Genomic DNA, 15,278 nt, shown 5'->3' on the forward strand with positions numbered 1-15,278 from the left:
AAGTTCACAGCGAAAGTTTTCTTGCTATTTGCGCACCAAGTGTCTCCATAGATGAAATGCGAGATCCGATCCCCAAAGATCAGTGGGGAATTGCGTCAGGTACGCCTTGCCGATTCCGCTGGTTTTGCCAATCTACCCTGGCGCAACTTAGAGCGAGTTGGGTTGACCAGTCCAGCCCAGTCGGGCCGAAACTGCGTCGGCGGCCTGTCGAACCCTGGCCCCCAGCGCTTCCAAACGTTCGTTGGGAACCCGACTGGCAGGGGCCGAGAGGGACATCGAGGCCACCACCTTGCCCCGGTTGTCGTGGATGGGGGTGGCAATGCAACGTACCCCATCTTCGCGTTCTTCATCGTCCATCACGTAGCGGCGTTGGCGGGCTTCTTGTAGGGTCTCGAGGAAGCGATCTAAGGTGGTGATGGTCCTGGCGGTATAGGGTTTGAAGGGCCCGGCTCCCACAATCCGGCGAACTTCTGGCTCGCTGTGTTCTAGGAGCAGGGCTTTACCGACCCCCGTACAGTAGATGGGGGCTCTGGCTCCAATGCGGGTAAACATGCGGATGAGCTGGCGGCCCTCGACCTGGGCAATGTAGACCACTTCGTTGCCATCTAGTACGGCTAGGTTGACGGTTTCGTTGAGTTCATCTACCAGCTTTTCCATCTCGGGCATCGCCGCATCAATCAGCCCCCCCCGCGTAAGGAAAGCCGACCCTACCTGATAAGCCCGCAGGCCTACTTTCCAGAGGCCCTTGGCCTCGTCCCAGTCGGCAAAGCCCCGGCGGCGCAGGGTTTCTAAAAGCCGGTAGGCGGTGCTGGGTGAAAGCTCGGTCTTGCGGGCCAGTTCGGATAAGGAGAGGGTCTCGGCCTCGGAGAGCACTTCCAACAGGTGCAGACCCCGCTCCAAGGTGCGTACCTCGCTTACTTCTGTAGAGCGGCTGCGCCCTGGGCGACGCTTGGTTTCCATGAAGCAAGGCTAAACCAGCTCGAGGTAATTTTCAATAGATGCAAAATAATCCCATTGGTTGACAAACTTATTTTCAAGGGGCTAGGCTTTGGCATAGCAAGGGGGCAAGCAGTGCTGCTCCCAATTCACTCTTACCAGGAGACCCCTATGAGCGAGATGCCCCACGGTGTGCAGATTATTGGCCCCAGACTACCTGCTTCCGATACGGTGCTCACCCCCGAAGCCCTGGCCTTTCTGGCCGGACTCCAACGTGAATTTAATGCAGTTCGCAAGGGTTTGCTACAACGCCGTACCGAAGTTGCCAAACGCATCGAAGCAGGGGAGAAACCGGGCTTTCTACCGCATACCCGCTTCATGCGCGAGGGCGACTGGAAAGTGGCGCCGGCGCCTGCCGACCTCAACGACCGCCGCACCGAAATCACTGGGCCCACCGAGCGCAAAATGATGATTAATGCTCTCAACTCCGGGGCCAAGGTCTTCATGGCCGACTGCGAAGACTCGCTCTCGCCAACCTGGGAAAATGTGGTGCAGGGTCAGCAAAACCTAATGGATGCGGTGCGCCGCAGCATCCGCCTCAGCACGCCCGAAAAGGAATATCAGCTAAACGTGAAAATTGCTACTTTGTTGGTGCGTCCCCGCGGCTGGCACTTGAACGAGCGGCACGTGTTGGTGGATGGCGAACCCATGTCCGGAAGCCTTTTTGACTTCGGGTTGTACTTTTTCCACAACGTTCATGAACTCCTAAAACGCGGCAGTGGCCCTTACTTCTACCTGCCCAAGACCGAAAGTCACCTCGAGGCCCGCCTCTGGAACGATGTCTTCAAGTTTGCCCAGAGCTATATGGGCATTCCCCAGGGCACCATCCGGGCCACGGTGCTCATCGAGACCATCCTGGCCGCTTTCGAGATGGAGGAAATCCTCTACGAGTTGCGCGAACACGCCGCTGGCCTCAACGCAGGGCGCTGGGACTACATCTTTAGCTGCATCAAAAAGTTCGCCACCCACGAGGTGCTTTTCCCCGACCGGGCCCAGGTCACCATGACCGTACCCTTCATGCGGGCCTACACCGAGCTGCTGGTGCGTACCTGCCACAAGCGTGGGGCCCATGCCATTGGGGGGATGTCGGCCTTTATCCCCAGCCGCAAAGACCCCGAGGTGAACGCCAAGGCCATCGAGCAGGTCACCAAAGATAAGGAGCGGGAGTCGGGGGACGGCTTCGACGGCACCTGGGTGGCCCACCCCGACCTGGTGCCGGTAGCCATGGCGGTATTCGATAAGGTGCTGGGTGAGAAGCCCAACCAGAAAGACCGCCTGCGCGAGGATGTGGACGGCAAGATAAAAGCCGAAGATCTGATTAACTTCGAGGTGGCGGGCGGCAAGATTACCGAGGCGGGGATTCGCAACAACATCAGCGTGGAGCTGCAATACATGGCGGCCTGGCTGGGTGGAAGCGGCGCGGTGGCGATCTTCAACCTGATGGAGGATGCCGCCACCGCCGAAATTTCCCGCTCGCAACTGTGGCAGTGGCTGCGCAAAGGGGCCCGGCTGGACGATGGCCGCACCTTTACTAGGGAGCTATACGCCCAGCTCAAGCAAGAAGAGATGGCCAAGCTGGCCGGCCTGAAGAACCTGGAAGAGGCTGCCCAACTCCTGGATGAACTGGTCTTGCAGCCGGAGTTCAAGGAGTTCCTGACCCTGCCGGCCTACGAGCGGCTGGCCTAAAAAACACCCCCGGGCCACCCGCCTCGAGCGGCTCGAGGCGGGTGAACTTTGCGGTAAGCGAATGGGGACATCTCGATGGGCGCCCCGTTCATGGGTCGTTCAACCCTGCTCCAGTATCCTGTTGACGGCCCTGGACAAGTCTCGTTGCACCGCCACTAAAAGGGCCTTGCTGGCAGCCTGCGGTAAAGGGTTGTTAAAGGGGAAAGGATGAAACAATCGCAATCGAGGTCAAACCCGACCAACCTGGCCCCCCGAAACGCCCATCCAATACGCCGAGGTGAGCGCCAAGCCTGGGAGGTGACGCATGAGAAAAAACCTGCTTTTGTTGGTTCTGTTGCTTGGACTGGGTTCATTTATTGGCTGTAGCTCCCCGAACCCCAGCTCAGCCAGACTGGCTGCACCCGAGAATTTCGCCGCTACGGTGGGCTCCGCCACCTCGGTAGGACTTAGCTGGCGCAAGGTGGACGGGGCAACCAAGTACCAGATCGAACGTAAGATCGCAGACGGGGTCTTTGCGCTGCTGGTCGAGATCAACCACGAGGTCGGCGGACCGTTCGGGCAAAGCCACACTGACACCGGCCTGAGCCCCAACACCCGCTACACCTACCGCATCCGCTCGGCTAAAGACAGCACACAAAGCGACTTTGTAACCGCCCCCGAAGTTCAAACCCCTGCTGCCGCGGCCACCCGATACAGGGTGTGGGGTGAGTGGTTAGGGGCAAGCAATCCAAATGTCTACCTCATTACGGACTCAGGGGTAAACTACAACGCTGCTACGGTCAGCATAAATGGCGTTGCGCTCCCCTATCGTTCTTCGCCGGGGTCTTACTATGTCAGCGCAATCCCAGGTGTAACGGAAGGAACCTCGCTTAACCTCAACATTGCTGTGCCCGAGGGCACCATCACCGCCCAGGCCACCGTGCCCCCGGCCCCTACCATTACCGCGCCGGCAGCGGGCTCGAGCGTTCCCGCCAATACCGCGCTCACCGTAAGCTGGACATACAGCGGCCCCAACCCCGACCGCTTCCATCTGCATTTGCTGGGCAACGGCCCAACCAACTACATCAAAGCGGATATCCCCGGCACGGAGCGCAGCTTCACCATCCCCGCCGGCCAGGTGAAGCGTCCAGCCCCCGACCCCAACAGTGACGTGTTTATCAATCTTCGTGCCGTTAACGACGGCAAGGACAGCTTCACCGGGCCTGTGCTTAGCACCTCGGAAATGGGGGTGGCTACCCCGACCAGCATTACCCTAAAAATTGGGCCTTGAGGCCACCAAACAGACGCGGGGGATTCACCATCCCCCGTCTTGCTGTTAGGCCCTTAGGCAGAACTTACGCAGCGTTGGTCTTTTGTTTTGACTTGCTAAGGCGCTCGACCTGTGTAGGCGCTTGCTGATCCCGCGCCGCAGGACGAATGCGGGCCAGCGGGGTCACGCGCTGGACTTCCAAAACCCGCTTGTAGCGCTTGGTTTTGGTTTCCTGGTCTTCCCAAACTTCAGTCTTGAGCGCGCCTTCCAGCAGCACCGGGAAGCCCTTCTTGAGGTGGGCAAACTGCACCGCTAGGTCGCGCCAGGCTTCCAACTCGATATAGTGGCTCTTGGCTTGGCCAGCCGAAGCATCCCAGCTCGAGAAGCCCAGGCTGGCCTTGGCTACCGGGGTTTTGAGGGAGGTCTGGCGAATTTCGGGATCGGCGGTCAGGCCACCGGACAAGATGATCCGGTTCTCGGCCCCATACAGTACCGGCCCTTTTTCCTCCTCGCGGATATCGGGGTTTTCCAGCTTGAAGAGTTCCTCGCCCACGATGCGTAAGCGCGAACTTTTCACCCCTTCTACTTCCCAGGACTCGTAGACCAGGCGGCCCATGGCCTGATAAGCCTGCCCATCTACCAACTGATCGGCCCAATTCTCGGCCATTTTGCCATAGAAGGTGAGGTCGGCGCGGAAGAAGAGGTGATTTTCACCCACGGCCCGCTTGCCAACAAGGGACACCTCGAGCAAGGGCGTGCCTTTGAGGGTGTAGCGAAGTTCGTGTTTGCTGAGGACACCGCTGATGAGGATTAGATTGGTGGACATGTTTTTCTCCTTGTGTGTTACGGTCAGAAAAGATAGGGCTTGGTGTGTAAGTCTTAGGTCTTAGGAAGGGGTCGGTTGTCAGCTAGCGCAAATAGCACCGACTATCTACTATTAGCCATCAGCCTTGCTACGCAGCTTCTTTCAGCTTGCGCTGTTCGTACAGATAGGCTACCGCTTGGCGGGCTTGCAGCCGGGTGAAGGCGCTGGGTTCGCTGGGCTGCTCAAAGCCCAGCGCTTGATAGTCGGCTGGCTTGAGGTATTTGAAGGCGAAGCCCGCATAGCGCCGATCGGCTTCGCTGTGCTGGGCAACCGGCTCGTCTTGGGTGGCTTTCAGGTCGTTTACAAAGGTCTCGAGCTTCTGGAACGATTGCTCCGCCTCGGCCTCGCTCATGCGCCCCAAAGTGCGCAGGATTTGGTAGTAGTGCTCCACCGAATCACCGAGGATGTAGTGATTCTCGATGGCCTGGTTCAAAAGCAGGGCAAACTTCGCACGGGTTTGGAGGTTTTCCTCCACCGGTACTTCTGGGGAGGCAATGATCTCGCCCGCATCGTTGGTGATCACAAACCCCTGTACCCGCTCACTGATGGTTCGGGTGGTCTCGCGGTTGCGAACGCCCTGCAAAACCTGGGCGGTTTCGGGTGCATCGCGCAGCTCGATGCGGCTGGTAGAAAAACCGTCTTTGCCCTTACTTACCGTCACGGTGAGCAGGAAGGGTACACCGCTCAGATCGCCCCCGGCGGCTTGTTGCAGTTGGCGCAGGTAGCTGTCGGCCCGCTCCACTCCCAACCGACCCTTGATATCGAGCTGGTAGACCCCCACGCTAGGCACCCCCACTACCTTGAAACTGAGGGTTCCGATGGGGCGGCAGGCTGGAGCCGCGAGCTTCTCGCCTTGTGGGGTAGGTTGAGCAAAGGGGCAGCCGCGAAGGGCGCAGTCGCGGGCCTTAAGGCTGCCATCGGCTTGGACTTCCTGGCCCACTATGCCGTCTCCCCGGCAGATCAGCCCCGAGCGGGCGTAGCGCTTGTAGAAGGCATCCCAGGTGGCTTGGCTGAGGTTGTCGGGTAGGTAGATGGGCACCTGTTGGGGCCGCTCGCCATAGAGGGCCTGTACGGGCTCGGCTCCCTCCACGATGCGGAAATAGTCAAGCGCAACGGGCTTTTCGAAGCTGCGACCACCGCGTACTACGGTCTCCTTAAGGCCGATCTTGAATTTCCCGATACGCACATAGCGGGTACGGGTTTGCAGTCCTTGGATCATGTCTGTTTCGCTCCTTTGCGGGTGTGGTGTGTTTCGGCTCGAGTATAGATTTTAGGCTGCTCTTCGGCTTCCTGCGGTGCTTCCCAGCCAGATCACAAAGTCGGCCAAGAGTTGCTGGGCTTCCTTCCAGGCGATGGTTTCGGCTGCTTCCTCGCTCTGGTAGTCTTCGAGGTGCTCGGTGTACTCGCCCACATGCACGCTCAGATTGGGAACGCCCGAAACTTTGAGGGCTTCCAGGGCTTCTGCGCGGCTGACGCTATAGAGTTTGCGCCCGTGCCGCTCGAGTAACAAGATGGGGTGTTCGCCTTGGGTCAGCAAAGGCTTGACTGAGGGGTGGGCAGCCCAGATCAAATAGGCCCAGGAGTTGGCGGTACCGCTCTCAAGGCCGTCGTCGTACATCAGTTTGTCGCTTTCGGGTTCCCAGTAGAACACCACTTTGGGAGCATCGCCAGCATAGCCAAAGATGGTTTCTAGATGGGGGTGCAAGGGGAGCTCGAGCTTTTTCATCATCCACTTCCGTTTCGGTCTGCGCCACAGGGGCGCTTTGCTTGGGGTCGTCGGTTTCGGGCGGCTCGTTCGAGGTGCGTTGCGGTCAGTTCTTCAGTTCATCTACGTTTTGTTCCTTCCCCCGTTTGGTTGGTACCAACTCGGATGGGATAAGAATATAACATAACCAGCCTTTTGTCTAGTCGGTTCAACCATCCTTTCTAAAATATTTGTTCTAGTCATGATTTTCCAATTCTCTACAAACAACCAACTCCGCTCAAACAAGGTCTCTTGAATCGTTTGCAAAAAGTAGTATTATGTTTGTATCATAAAAACGGGCCTTGCTCAAAAGCCAGAAACGGAGACTGCAGATGCCACGCCGAACCAAACCACACCCCCTCGCCCCAGAAATCCAAATTGGGGATTGGGTCGTGCTAAACCCGCCCGACTCGCCCGAACCTCTGGACTCACCACCACCTGCCATCGTTTTTTTTCTTCAACAAGCTAACCGCAGCGAGCTGGCTGTGGCCTACAAAGCCTTGGTAGGCCTGCTGGTTGGGGGTGAAGAGGGACTGGACAGTCAAGAAGTCCGGGTTGCCAGGGAAATGTACCTGGCTCTGCAACGCGAACTGGATCGCCAATTGCATAGCGCGATCCTCCCCCATGGCGGAGAGTCGCCGCTGCCATTTTGAGAGCCGGCAGTGACCCAAAAGAGGATCTGGGCCGAGTGCGATGGAAAAGGTTGTTGGTTGATCGTCCCCCAAACCTCTGTTCGCTAGATTTTCGTGGAGACCACTTATGAAACGTGTAATCATCGAACTCGAGAATCTTCCCAAGCGCTCCATCACCCCGGTGAGTGGAGAGCGGCTCGAGCTGGCTATCCGCAAGTATGCCAGCTATTTACAAGGAACCAAGCCTGTGCGGGTTTTTGTACAAGAATATGATGCCCGACTCTCCTCCAAATTCCGCTATACCCCAGCCCCCCAACTTCTAGAGGTTTTGCTCAAAGAACTCAGGGGCAAACCATCGCCCCAGGATTGAAACGGTAGGCGTTAAGGAAGAGTAACGACCCTTACACAGCGCCGGAACCCGCTACCCTCAATACGGCTGGGGGCCGGTGTTTTGCCGTAAACAAACGCATAATTGGGCGATGGTTTTTTTGCGATAAGAAAGAGGGTTTTCGTAGTACAATCCAATACTGAATGAGAGAACTTCCCGGTTTGATCAAAATAGACCTTGCCGAGTTTTTCAAGCAGCTATTGCGCTACAGTTGGGTGCTAATTCTGTTGGCTATGGTGGCAACGGTCGCCGGGTATTTGATTTCCCGTCTGCAAACCCCCGTATATCAGGCCACTGCCCGGTTGTTGGCAGCCCAGCCCACCGCCTTTTCTGGAACGGGCATTAACAGTGTGCCCACGGCCAGCCCTCTCGATAGCCAGGCTTATCGGGAGGCGGCTCTGAGCAGCCAAGTGCTCAAGGATACCCTCAACAGTCCACAAAATCAGCGTACCCTCGAGGAATTCCGTCGTAAACTGCGGGTTCGCACGGTGGATGGGCGACAATCCGGCATTATCGTGCTCAATGTCCGTGATAACAACCCCGCTCGGGCGGCCCAACTCGCCAATGAATGGGCGGATGCCCTGAGGCGCTGGGATGACCAACGGGTGCGGGGCAGCTTTAGTCGCTACCGCCTGTCGCTTGAGACGCAGTTGCGCTCGGTTCAAACAGATCTGGCTAGAGGCAGCAATACCCCCGAACGCATTGAAGGATTACGCAGTCTGCAAGGTAGTTTGCTCCGTGACCTCGATCTGGTGCGGGCCTTGGAACAAGGAGCTACCGGGCAACTGAGCTTGCTGGATGTTGCCGAAACGCCGATTCGCCCCGTTGCACCACGTTCCTTGCTCAATGCGCTACTGGCTGGGGTACTGACCCTGACCTTCGGTATCCTGTTTATGTTGTTGCGCGAAGTCTCAGTACGTACCATACGCAGCAGTGAAGATGCAGCGGAATTGACCGGTTTGCAGGTGCTGGGCGAGTTTCCCAAGCTGGCCAGTGCCAGTCGCGACCTGCCGCGTGAAGCTGCTAGCTATCTGCGTACCTATGTTAATCGAGGCTTGATGGATGAGGCTGAGCCTAAAATTATCGCTGTCACCAGCCCCGAAGCCAAAGAAGGCAAAAGCAGTGTTTCTATTGCGCTGGCGCGGGCCTATGCCCGCACCGGAAAGCGTACCTTGCTGATAGATCTAGACTTGCATCGTCCCATTCTGCACAGTGAATTCGATATCAAAAGCGGCCCTGATGTGATTACGGTGTTGCGTGACCCGCTTTTTGGTATGGCTACCCACCAGCTCGAGCGCGGGCTTTCCTTGCTGCCCTGCCTGCAATCTGTTGAAGACCCTTCGGCCCTGCTTTCGCAGCAGTTCCGGCCATTCTTGCGCCGCCTGCGCGAATCGGGTGAGTGGGATACCATCATTATTGACACGCCCCCTGTGCTTGCCGTCACCGACACACTAGTAGTTGCGCCGCAGGTATCGGGCATGTTGGTTGTGGTGAATACGGGCAGTACCAACCGCCGCAGCCTGGTGGTAGCGGTAGACAACCTGACCCGTATCGGAGCTAAGGTGCTGGGACTGGCAGTCAATCAATTGCGCACAGGGGAGGGCATGTTGGTCTCCTCGAAAGGTTACGGCAGCTATGGAAACCGTCCCCGCCCGGTTCCTTCAGCCTCCTCCACCGAGACCCAAGAACAAGATCCGCTGCGTACCCAGTGGTAATTGTCGACCACTATCACGCCTGCCGCAATTACTCCGCCCTCCGGCGGAGTGTTTTACCCTACACGACGAACAAACTGGCGTGGGGTATTTCGGGTTAGCTCTGTAATACCGGATTCAAAAAGACAATCATCAAACAAAAAACTCCAAGAGGCTGTCTTCTTGAACAATATGGTTGCTGAGCGTTCGACCGAGCTCACGCCGAGGTCTAGCCGAAGCAGAGCACACCCCTCTCTGCGCTCGGCGAAGAAAGCATATCCCGTTCCAAGGGGCAGTACTGCCCTCCGCTACGCGGATAACTTCCAAGGGGCGGTATCGCCCTCCGCTACGCGGATAACTTCCAAGGGGCGGTATCGCCCTCCGCTACGCGGATAACTTCGGTCAGGTTGGTTCGTCACCGTTCGGTGACGGACTACCCGAATCTGGTTTGATAAGCCCTTGGCCCAAGCCCCATCAGCAAACTCGTGTAGAAATTGCTCTACGGGCCGCATGGGGCAGTTTTTTGCTTTGTGGATGCCAGTGCATTATCTAGATTGCGTCAAAATCTCGAGGGCTCGGTGGTGTGGGTCAGAGAGGCCAAATCTAAATATGTGCTTTTCTAGGAACCGGGGGTTGTGGTACACTTTGAAGGCTTGTGTTTTGAACCCCACGCCAAAGCGGGGGTGTAACCAAACCAAAAATCCCGGGCTGGCGGATGTCCAGCAAAGGGAAAGTTTCGGAGGAAGGCAATGGAATACCGCATCAAAGCCCTTAACCGTGGGAATGAAAACCCCACTGCACTGCGTGACGCCGGCAAGTTGCCTGGTGTAGTCTACAATCGCCAAGAGAACTACAAGGTTGTGGTGGATCTCAAGGAGTTCAACAAGGTCTTTATGGCAGCGGGAATTCACCATGTGATTACCCTCGAGATGGAGGACGGCAAGACCGTGGATACCCTGGTACGCCAGATTAACCTGGATAAACGTCGCCGCCGTCCCGATCATGTGGACTTTTACGCCCTTTCCAATGAGCCTGTACTGATGTGGATTCCCATTAAGATTGTAGGTACCGCCCAGGGTGTGCGTGAGGGGGGTGTGCTCCAGCGCGTCAACAACGACATCCAGGTCAAGGTTTCGCCCAAGGCCATCCCGCCCTTCATCGAGGTCAACGTTAGCACTTTGCGCATCGGTGATAGCATCCATGCTGACGAGCTAGCCCTTCCCGAAGGCGTAAAGCTTGCCATGAATGCACGTGATACGATTGTTGCCATCGTTCCCCCAGAGGATGCTGAAAAACTAGCCGCTCAAGCCGCTGCCGCGCCCACTGAAGTGGAAGTGATCAAGAAGGGCAAGACCGAAGAGGAGAAGTAGCCTATTACTCAGGCTTGGGGCCGAAGGCCGCGGTTCGCGAGGGCTTTTGGCCCTTTTTCTTCATATGTTTCTGATTGTTGGACAAGGAAATCCCGGAGCGCAATACGCTCGAACCAAGCACAATGTGGGGTTTTGGGTGCTGGATCGGCTCAGTTCGGATTTCCGCAACAAGGGCAACGCCCTTGTTGCGGAAATAAAGTTTCAGAGGGCTTCGGGCGAATGGATTTCAGGCCTGCTGGTCAAGCCCACCACCTTTTACAACGCCACTGGCGAAGCGGTAGCCCCGCTGGCCCGCTACTACAAGGTGCCCCCTGAGCGCATCCTGGTGGTTCATGACGAGCTCGACCTGCCCCCGGGCCAGTTGCGCTTCAAAGCCGGTGGCAGCAATGCAGGTAACTACGGCCTGGAGTCCCTCACCGCTCACCTGGGCACACGCGATTTCCACCGCCTGCGCATTGGCATTGGTAAGCCGCCTTCGCCCGAGGCGGGGGCGGGCTGGGTGCTCTCAGGGTTTCATCCCGAGGTGGTGCCGATTATGGACAAGGTGATTTCTACCGCTGCCGAAGCAGCGAGGCTCTGGGCGACCGAGGGGCTCGAGGCCGCCCAGAAAAAGTACAACAGCCTGAAGATTGATGTGGCCTAACCGAACCGGCCCGTTACATAGGCCTCGGTGCGGGGGTCGCGCGGCACCGTGAAGATTTCGTTGGTGGGGCCTTCCTCGATGAGCACCCCTAGGTGCATGAAGGCGGTGCGGTCGGCGATGCGCGCGGCCTGCTGCATGTTGTGGGTTACAATCACCAGCGAGAAGCGCTTCTTGAGTTCCAGCAAAAGCTCCTCGATACGTTCGGTGGCGATGGGGTCGAGAGCGCTGGTGGGCTCGTCCAGGAGCAGCAGTGGAGGCTCGGTGGCGATGGCCCGGGCGATGCACAAGCGCTGCTGCTGACCGCCCGAGAGCCTGAGCGCAACCTCGCCGAGTTTGTCTTTGACCTCCTCGTAGAGTGCGGCGCGCTCGAGGGCCTGTTTTACCGCTTGCTCGAGACCTTCTTTTTGCCCTTGCAAGCGCAGCCCAAAGGCCACGTTTTCGAAGATGCTCTTGGGGAAAGGGTTGGGCTTCTGAAAGACCATGCCGATGTGGCGGCGCACCTCCACCGGGTCTACCTGGGGGTCGTAGATGTCAATTCCCTCGTAGATAACTTTGCCTTGAAGGCGCACCCCTGGCACCAGGTCGTTCATGCGGTTGAGGGAGCGCAGCAGGGTAGACTTGCCGCATCCCGAAGGCCCAATGATGGCGGTAATCTTGTTACGCGGGAAGTTGATGCTCACATCGTAGAGGGCCTGGTGCTTGCCGTAAAAGAGGCTGAGGTTCTGTACCTGTACAACGGCCTCCTCGGCCGGCACCGGCTCGCGCCGAACGGTCTGGTGTCCAATTGCAATCTCTTGGATCATAGTTACCACTCCACCCTAAAGCGCCGCCGGACCCAGAAGGCCAGCGCGTACAAACCGGCCAGCGTCAGGAGCAGCACGATGATACCTGCTGCTGCGGTATTGGCAAACTCGCTCAGATTGGCCGAGATCCACAGGTAAATCTGCACCGGCAGCACGGTGTACTCCGACATAGGCCCCCGCGGTACAAAGGCCACATAGGCTGCTGCTCCTACCAGCAGGAGCGGGGCCGCCTCGCCAATGGCCCGGGCCGCAGCCAGGATGACCCCCGTGGCGATGCCGGGAATGGTGGCCGGAATGACCACCTTGGAGATGGTCTGCCACTTGGTGGCTCCTAGGGCATAGGCTGCCAAGCGCACCGAGTCGGGCACGGCCCGCAAAGCCTCGCGAGCCGCGATGGTAATGGTGGGCATGATCAAAAGGGCCATGGTCAGGGCCGCAGCGGCCAGGGTGGGGCCCAGGTTCATCCCACGCACGAAGACCGCCAGCCCCAGCAGTCCAAAGACGATGCTGGGTACCCCGGCGAGGTTCCGCAGGTTGACCTCGATGAAGCGGGTCAGGGCGTTTTTGGGGGCGTACTCCTCGAGGTAAATAGCCGTACCCACCCCGATGGGAACGCTTAGCAGCAGGGTCATGGTCAGGAGCCACAGGGTGCCGAACAGAGCCACCCGCAGGCCTGCCGAGATGGGGTTGCGCGAGGGATCGCGGCTGAGGAAGGATTGGTCGAGCCAGGGGTTGAGGCGAAGTTGCTGGTTTTCCTGCAAGCCCGCTTTGAGTTCGTTCCAGCGCCGCAGACCCTCGAGAAGCGAGTAGTTGCTCACACGTTCATCGTCAATGCTGCTGACCACCCAGCGCAACGGCCCGTCCTGGGTCGCCCACATCAGCTCGACCCGGTTGCGCAGTCCAAAGATGCGCATCTCCTCCGGATCGGCCATCAGCCGGTTCACCTCTTCCTCGGGCAGACCCTGGGCCAGGAGCTCGAGGCGGATCACCTGCTCGGCGTTCCAGGCCTGCCCGAGGGGAAAACTCTTCCCGCTGGTCTCGGTGACCTCAACCACCTGTACCGAGACGGTATCGTAAATGGTGTCCAGAATCAGCACGGCGATCAGGGCCAGGGCCAGCACGGTGGGTACAATCACCGCACGGGCAAACACCCGGTTGATCCGATCGCGCCGCAGGTTCTCTGGGCTTTTAGAGGACTCCAGCGATAAACCCCGTTGCATTATTCGTACCTCTCGCGGTAGCGCTCGACCACCCGTTGGGCCAGGATGTTGAACGTCAGGGTAAACACAAACAGCGTAGCCCCCACCGAGAAGAGGGCCCTCGAGGCCAGCGAACCGGCAGGCTGGTCGCCGGTGGCCGCCTGCACGATGTAGGAGGTCATAGTGGCGATGGTCTCGCGTGGGTCAAGGGTCAGGAGCGGACGCTGTCCCGCGGCGATGGCGGCAATCATGGTCTCGCCCACAGCCCGGCTGGTAGCCAGCAGGATGGCCGCTACAATGCCCGAGATGGCCGCTGGAAAAACTACCCGCGTAACCACCTCAAACTTGGTAGCCCCTAGCGCGTAGGCAGCCTCGCGCAGGCTGCGGGGAACCGCCATCATGGCGTCTGAGGCCACGTTGGAGATGTAAGGCAGGATGGCAAACCCCAGTACCAGGCCAGCCGATATAGGGTTAAAAAGGTTAAGACCGGGAATCAGGCTTTGTAGAATGGGGGTCACAAAAAGCAAAGCAAAGTAGCCAAACACCACCGTGGGCACCCCCTCGAGCAGCTCCATAATGCCCTTGACCCGCACGCTTTGCTCGAAAGGGGCATACTCCGAGAGGTAGACCGCGGTCATCAGGCCCAGGGGAATGGCCACAATGAGGCCGATGCCGGTAAACAAAAAGGTTCCGGCCAGCAGCGCCCCAATCCCATAGCGGGGGTCGGCAAAAAGGGGTGTCCACTCGGGAGCGAAAAGAAACTCGGTGAGGGGAACCTGGCGGAAAAACTGAAAACTCTCGCTAAAAAGCACTACAATCACCGCGGCGGTGGTTAGCACGGAGATGGTGGCCAGGATAAACAAACCTGTCCCGATGAGGCGTTCAGACAGGCTCTTTCCGGGTTGTTTTTTGGCCCAGGAATTGGCGTTTTGAGAGGAAGTGCTCATCGCTACGGGAAAATAATACCCTGCCCTCTACGGAAGAGGGCAGGGGGTAGGGGGTTACTTGGCCTCGGCCTCGAGCTTCTTCATGATCTCGACCAGGGGGGTGCCGGGCTCAATGCCGCTGAAAACCGAGCCCTTGACCCGCTTGTCCACCAGCACCTTACCGATGCGGTAGGCCTCATCGGGCAGCAGCACGTAGCCGGTTTTGCGGATGGCGGTGCGGGCGCGGCTGTTGGTCAGGAGGAAGTTGACGAAGTCCTGCAGCGAGCGCTTCTCGTTGAGGCTCTTGACGCTCACATAGATGAACAGGGGCCGCGAAAGGGGGGCATAGGTACCGTTGTTGATGGTGGCCTCGGTGGGGGATACGCAGCCTTTGCCGTTGTCCACAGAAACAGCCTTGAGCTTGCCCCTTTCCTCGACGTAGTAGGCGTAGCCGAAGAAGCCCATGGCGTTGACGTTGCCCTCGACCCCGCGCACCAGCACGTTGTCGTCCTCCGAGGGGAAGAAGTCCTTGCGGATGGCCTTGGCCTTGCCGTTAATGGCCTCGGTGAAGTAGTCAAAGGTGCCCGAGTCGGTACCCGCGCCATAAAGCACCAGCGGGCGGTTGGGGAAGCTGGGGCGCACCTGGTTCCAGTTGGTGATCTTGGAGTCGGGCTCCCAGATCCGCTTAAGTTCGGCCACGGTCAGGCACTGGGCCCAGGTGTTCTGGGGGTTGAGCACCACCGTGAGGCCGTCGAAGGCCACCGGAATTTCGATGAACTCCACCCCGTTTTTACGGCACTCGTCCATCTCGGCTTTGGTGATGGGGCGGCTGGCGTTCTGCAGGTCGGTCTCACCGGCGCAGAACTTTTTGAAGCCCCCGCCGGTACCAGAGAAGGCTACGGTGACCCTCACGTCGGGCCGGGCGATGTTGAACTCCTCGGCTACCGCCTGGGTAATGGGGTATACCGTCGAGGAGCCGTCACCGCGGATGGGCTGGGCCAGGGCAAGGCCAGCGAGTCCCAAAAGTGCAGCGGCTGTGATAAATAACCTGTTCATCATTAAACCTCCGGTTGCTTTGTAGCGGCA

The 15,278-nt window shown here is 58.5% G+C and carries 15 protein-coding genes; 7 read left to right on the plus strand and 8 right to left on the minus strand.

Features of this window, described 5'->3' with window-relative positions:
- Positions 1-147 precede the first annotated feature (147 nt).
- Positions 148-960 (minus strand): IclR family transcriptional regulator, encoded by an 813-nt coding sequence (locus tag WKI89_RS11985; RefSeq protein ID WP_337869930.1) that lies wholly within the window; start codon positions 958-960, stop codon positions 148-150.
- 147 nt (positions 961-1,107) lie between these two features.
- On the opposite strand from WKI89_RS11985, the gene aceB reads away from it, so the two are divergent.
- Both aceB and WKI89_RS11995 read left to right on the plus strand, forming a co-directional pair.
- Complete coding sequence (gene aceB, locus WKI89_RS11990; RefSeq protein ID WP_337869932.1) at positions 1,108-2,682, plus strand: malate synthase A; 1,575 nt, start codon at positions 1,108-1,110, stop codon at positions 2,680-2,682.
- A 304-nt stretch (positions 2,683-2,986) separates the two neighbouring features.
- Entirely contained in the window at positions 2,987-3,952 is a 966-nt protein-coding gene (locus WKI89_RS11995; protein WP_337869933.1) for a hypothetical protein, read from the plus strand.
- A gap of 64 nt (positions 3,953-4,016) precedes the next feature.
- Here the strand turns inward: WKI89_RS11995 and ssb are convergent, their stop codons facing one another.
- From ssb to WKI89_RS12010, 3 genes are all read right to left on the minus strand, one after another.
- A complete protein-coding gene (gene ssb, locus WKI89_RS12000; protein WP_337869935.1) occupies positions 4,017-4,757 on the minus strand; it encodes a single-stranded DNA-binding protein in 741 nt (246 codons plus the stop codon).
- 127 nt (positions 4,758-4,884) lie between these two features.
- The gene (locus tag WKI89_RS12005; protein ID WP_337869936.1) at positions 4,885-6,015 is read right to left on the minus strand and encodes a hypothetical protein; all 1,131 of its coding nucleotides are present in this window, start codon (positions 6,013-6,015) and stop codon (positions 4,885-4,887) included.
- Between the two features lie 51 nt (positions 6,016-6,066).
- On the minus strand, positions 6,067-6,522 hold the full coding sequence (locus WKI89_RS12010) for a hypothetical protein (RefSeq protein WP_337869937.1): 456 nt from the start codon (positions 6,520-6,522) through the stop codon (positions 6,067-6,069).
- A gap of 350 nt (positions 6,523-6,872) precedes the next feature.
- Here WKI89_RS12010 and WKI89_RS12015 point away from each other — a divergent pair, with 350 nt between their 5' ends.
- The 5 genes from WKI89_RS12015 to pth all read left to right on the plus strand — a co-directional run bounded on the left by WKI89_RS12015 (position 6,873) and on the right by pth (position 11,264).
- Entirely contained in the window at positions 6,873-7,193 is a 321-nt protein-coding gene (locus WKI89_RS12015) for a hypothetical protein (protein ID WP_337869938.1), read from the plus strand.
- Positions 7,194-7,299: 106 nt separating this feature from the next.
- The gene (locus WKI89_RS12020; RefSeq protein ID WP_337869939.1) at positions 7,300-7,542 is read left to right on the plus strand and encodes a hypothetical protein; all 243 of its coding nucleotides are present in this window, start codon (positions 7,300-7,302) and stop codon (positions 7,540-7,542) included.
- Positions 7,543-7,703: 161 nt separating this feature from the next.
- Complete coding sequence (locus WKI89_RS12025) at positions 7,704-9,275, plus strand: Wzz/FepE/Etk N-terminal domain-containing protein (RefSeq protein ID WP_337869940.1); 1,572 nt, start codon at positions 7,704-7,706, stop codon at positions 9,273-9,275.
- Between the two features lie 725 nt (positions 9,276-10,000).
- Positions 10,001-10,621, plus strand: coding sequence for a 50S ribosomal protein L25 (locus WKI89_RS12030; protein ID WP_337869941.1), 621 nt, complete (start codon positions 10,001-10,003; stop codon positions 10,619-10,621).
- Between the two features lie 64 nt (positions 10,622-10,685).
- Entirely contained in the window at positions 10,686-11,264 is a 579-nt protein-coding gene (gene pth / locus WKI89_RS12035) for an aminoacyl-tRNA hydrolase (protein WP_337869943.1), read from the plus strand.
- Here pth and pstB read toward each other — a convergent pair.
- Genes pstB through WKI89_RS12055 form a run of 4 tightly spaced genes read right to left on the minus strand, consistent with a single transcriptional unit; the run spans position 11,261 to position 15,251 of the window.
- On the minus strand, positions 11,261-12,067 hold the full coding sequence (gene pstB / locus WKI89_RS12040) for a phosphate ABC transporter ATP-binding protein PstB (RefSeq protein ID WP_337869945.1): 807 nt from the start codon (positions 12,065-12,067) through the stop codon (positions 11,261-11,263). The genes pth and pstB overlap by 4 nt on opposite strands.
- Positions 12,068-12,069: 2 nt before the next feature.
- Positions 12,070-13,287: a phosphate ABC transporter permease PstA gene (gene pstA, locus WKI89_RS12045; RefSeq protein ID WP_337869947.1), complete on the minus strand. Its 1,218-nt coding sequence runs from the start codon at positions 13,285-13,287 to the stop codon at positions 12,070-12,072.
- Positions 13,287-14,213 (minus strand): phosphate ABC transporter permease subunit PstC, encoded by a 927-nt coding sequence (gene pstC / locus WKI89_RS12050; protein WP_337869949.1) that lies wholly within the window; start codon positions 14,211-14,213, stop codon positions 13,287-13,289. Before pstC ends, pstA begins: the two co-directional genes overlap by 1 nt.
- A gap of 54 nt (positions 14,214-14,267) precedes the next feature.
- Positions 14,268-15,251, minus strand: a complete 984-nt coding sequence (locus tag WKI89_RS12055) for a PstS family phosphate ABC transporter substrate-binding protein (protein ID WP_337869951.1) — start codon at positions 15,249-15,251, stop codon at positions 14,268-14,270.
- Positions 15,252-15,278 lie beyond the last annotated feature (27 nt).

This window comes from Meiothermus sp. (assembly GCF_037443965.1).
GTDB lineage: Bacteria > Deinococcota > Deinococci > Deinococcales > Thermaceae > Meiothermus.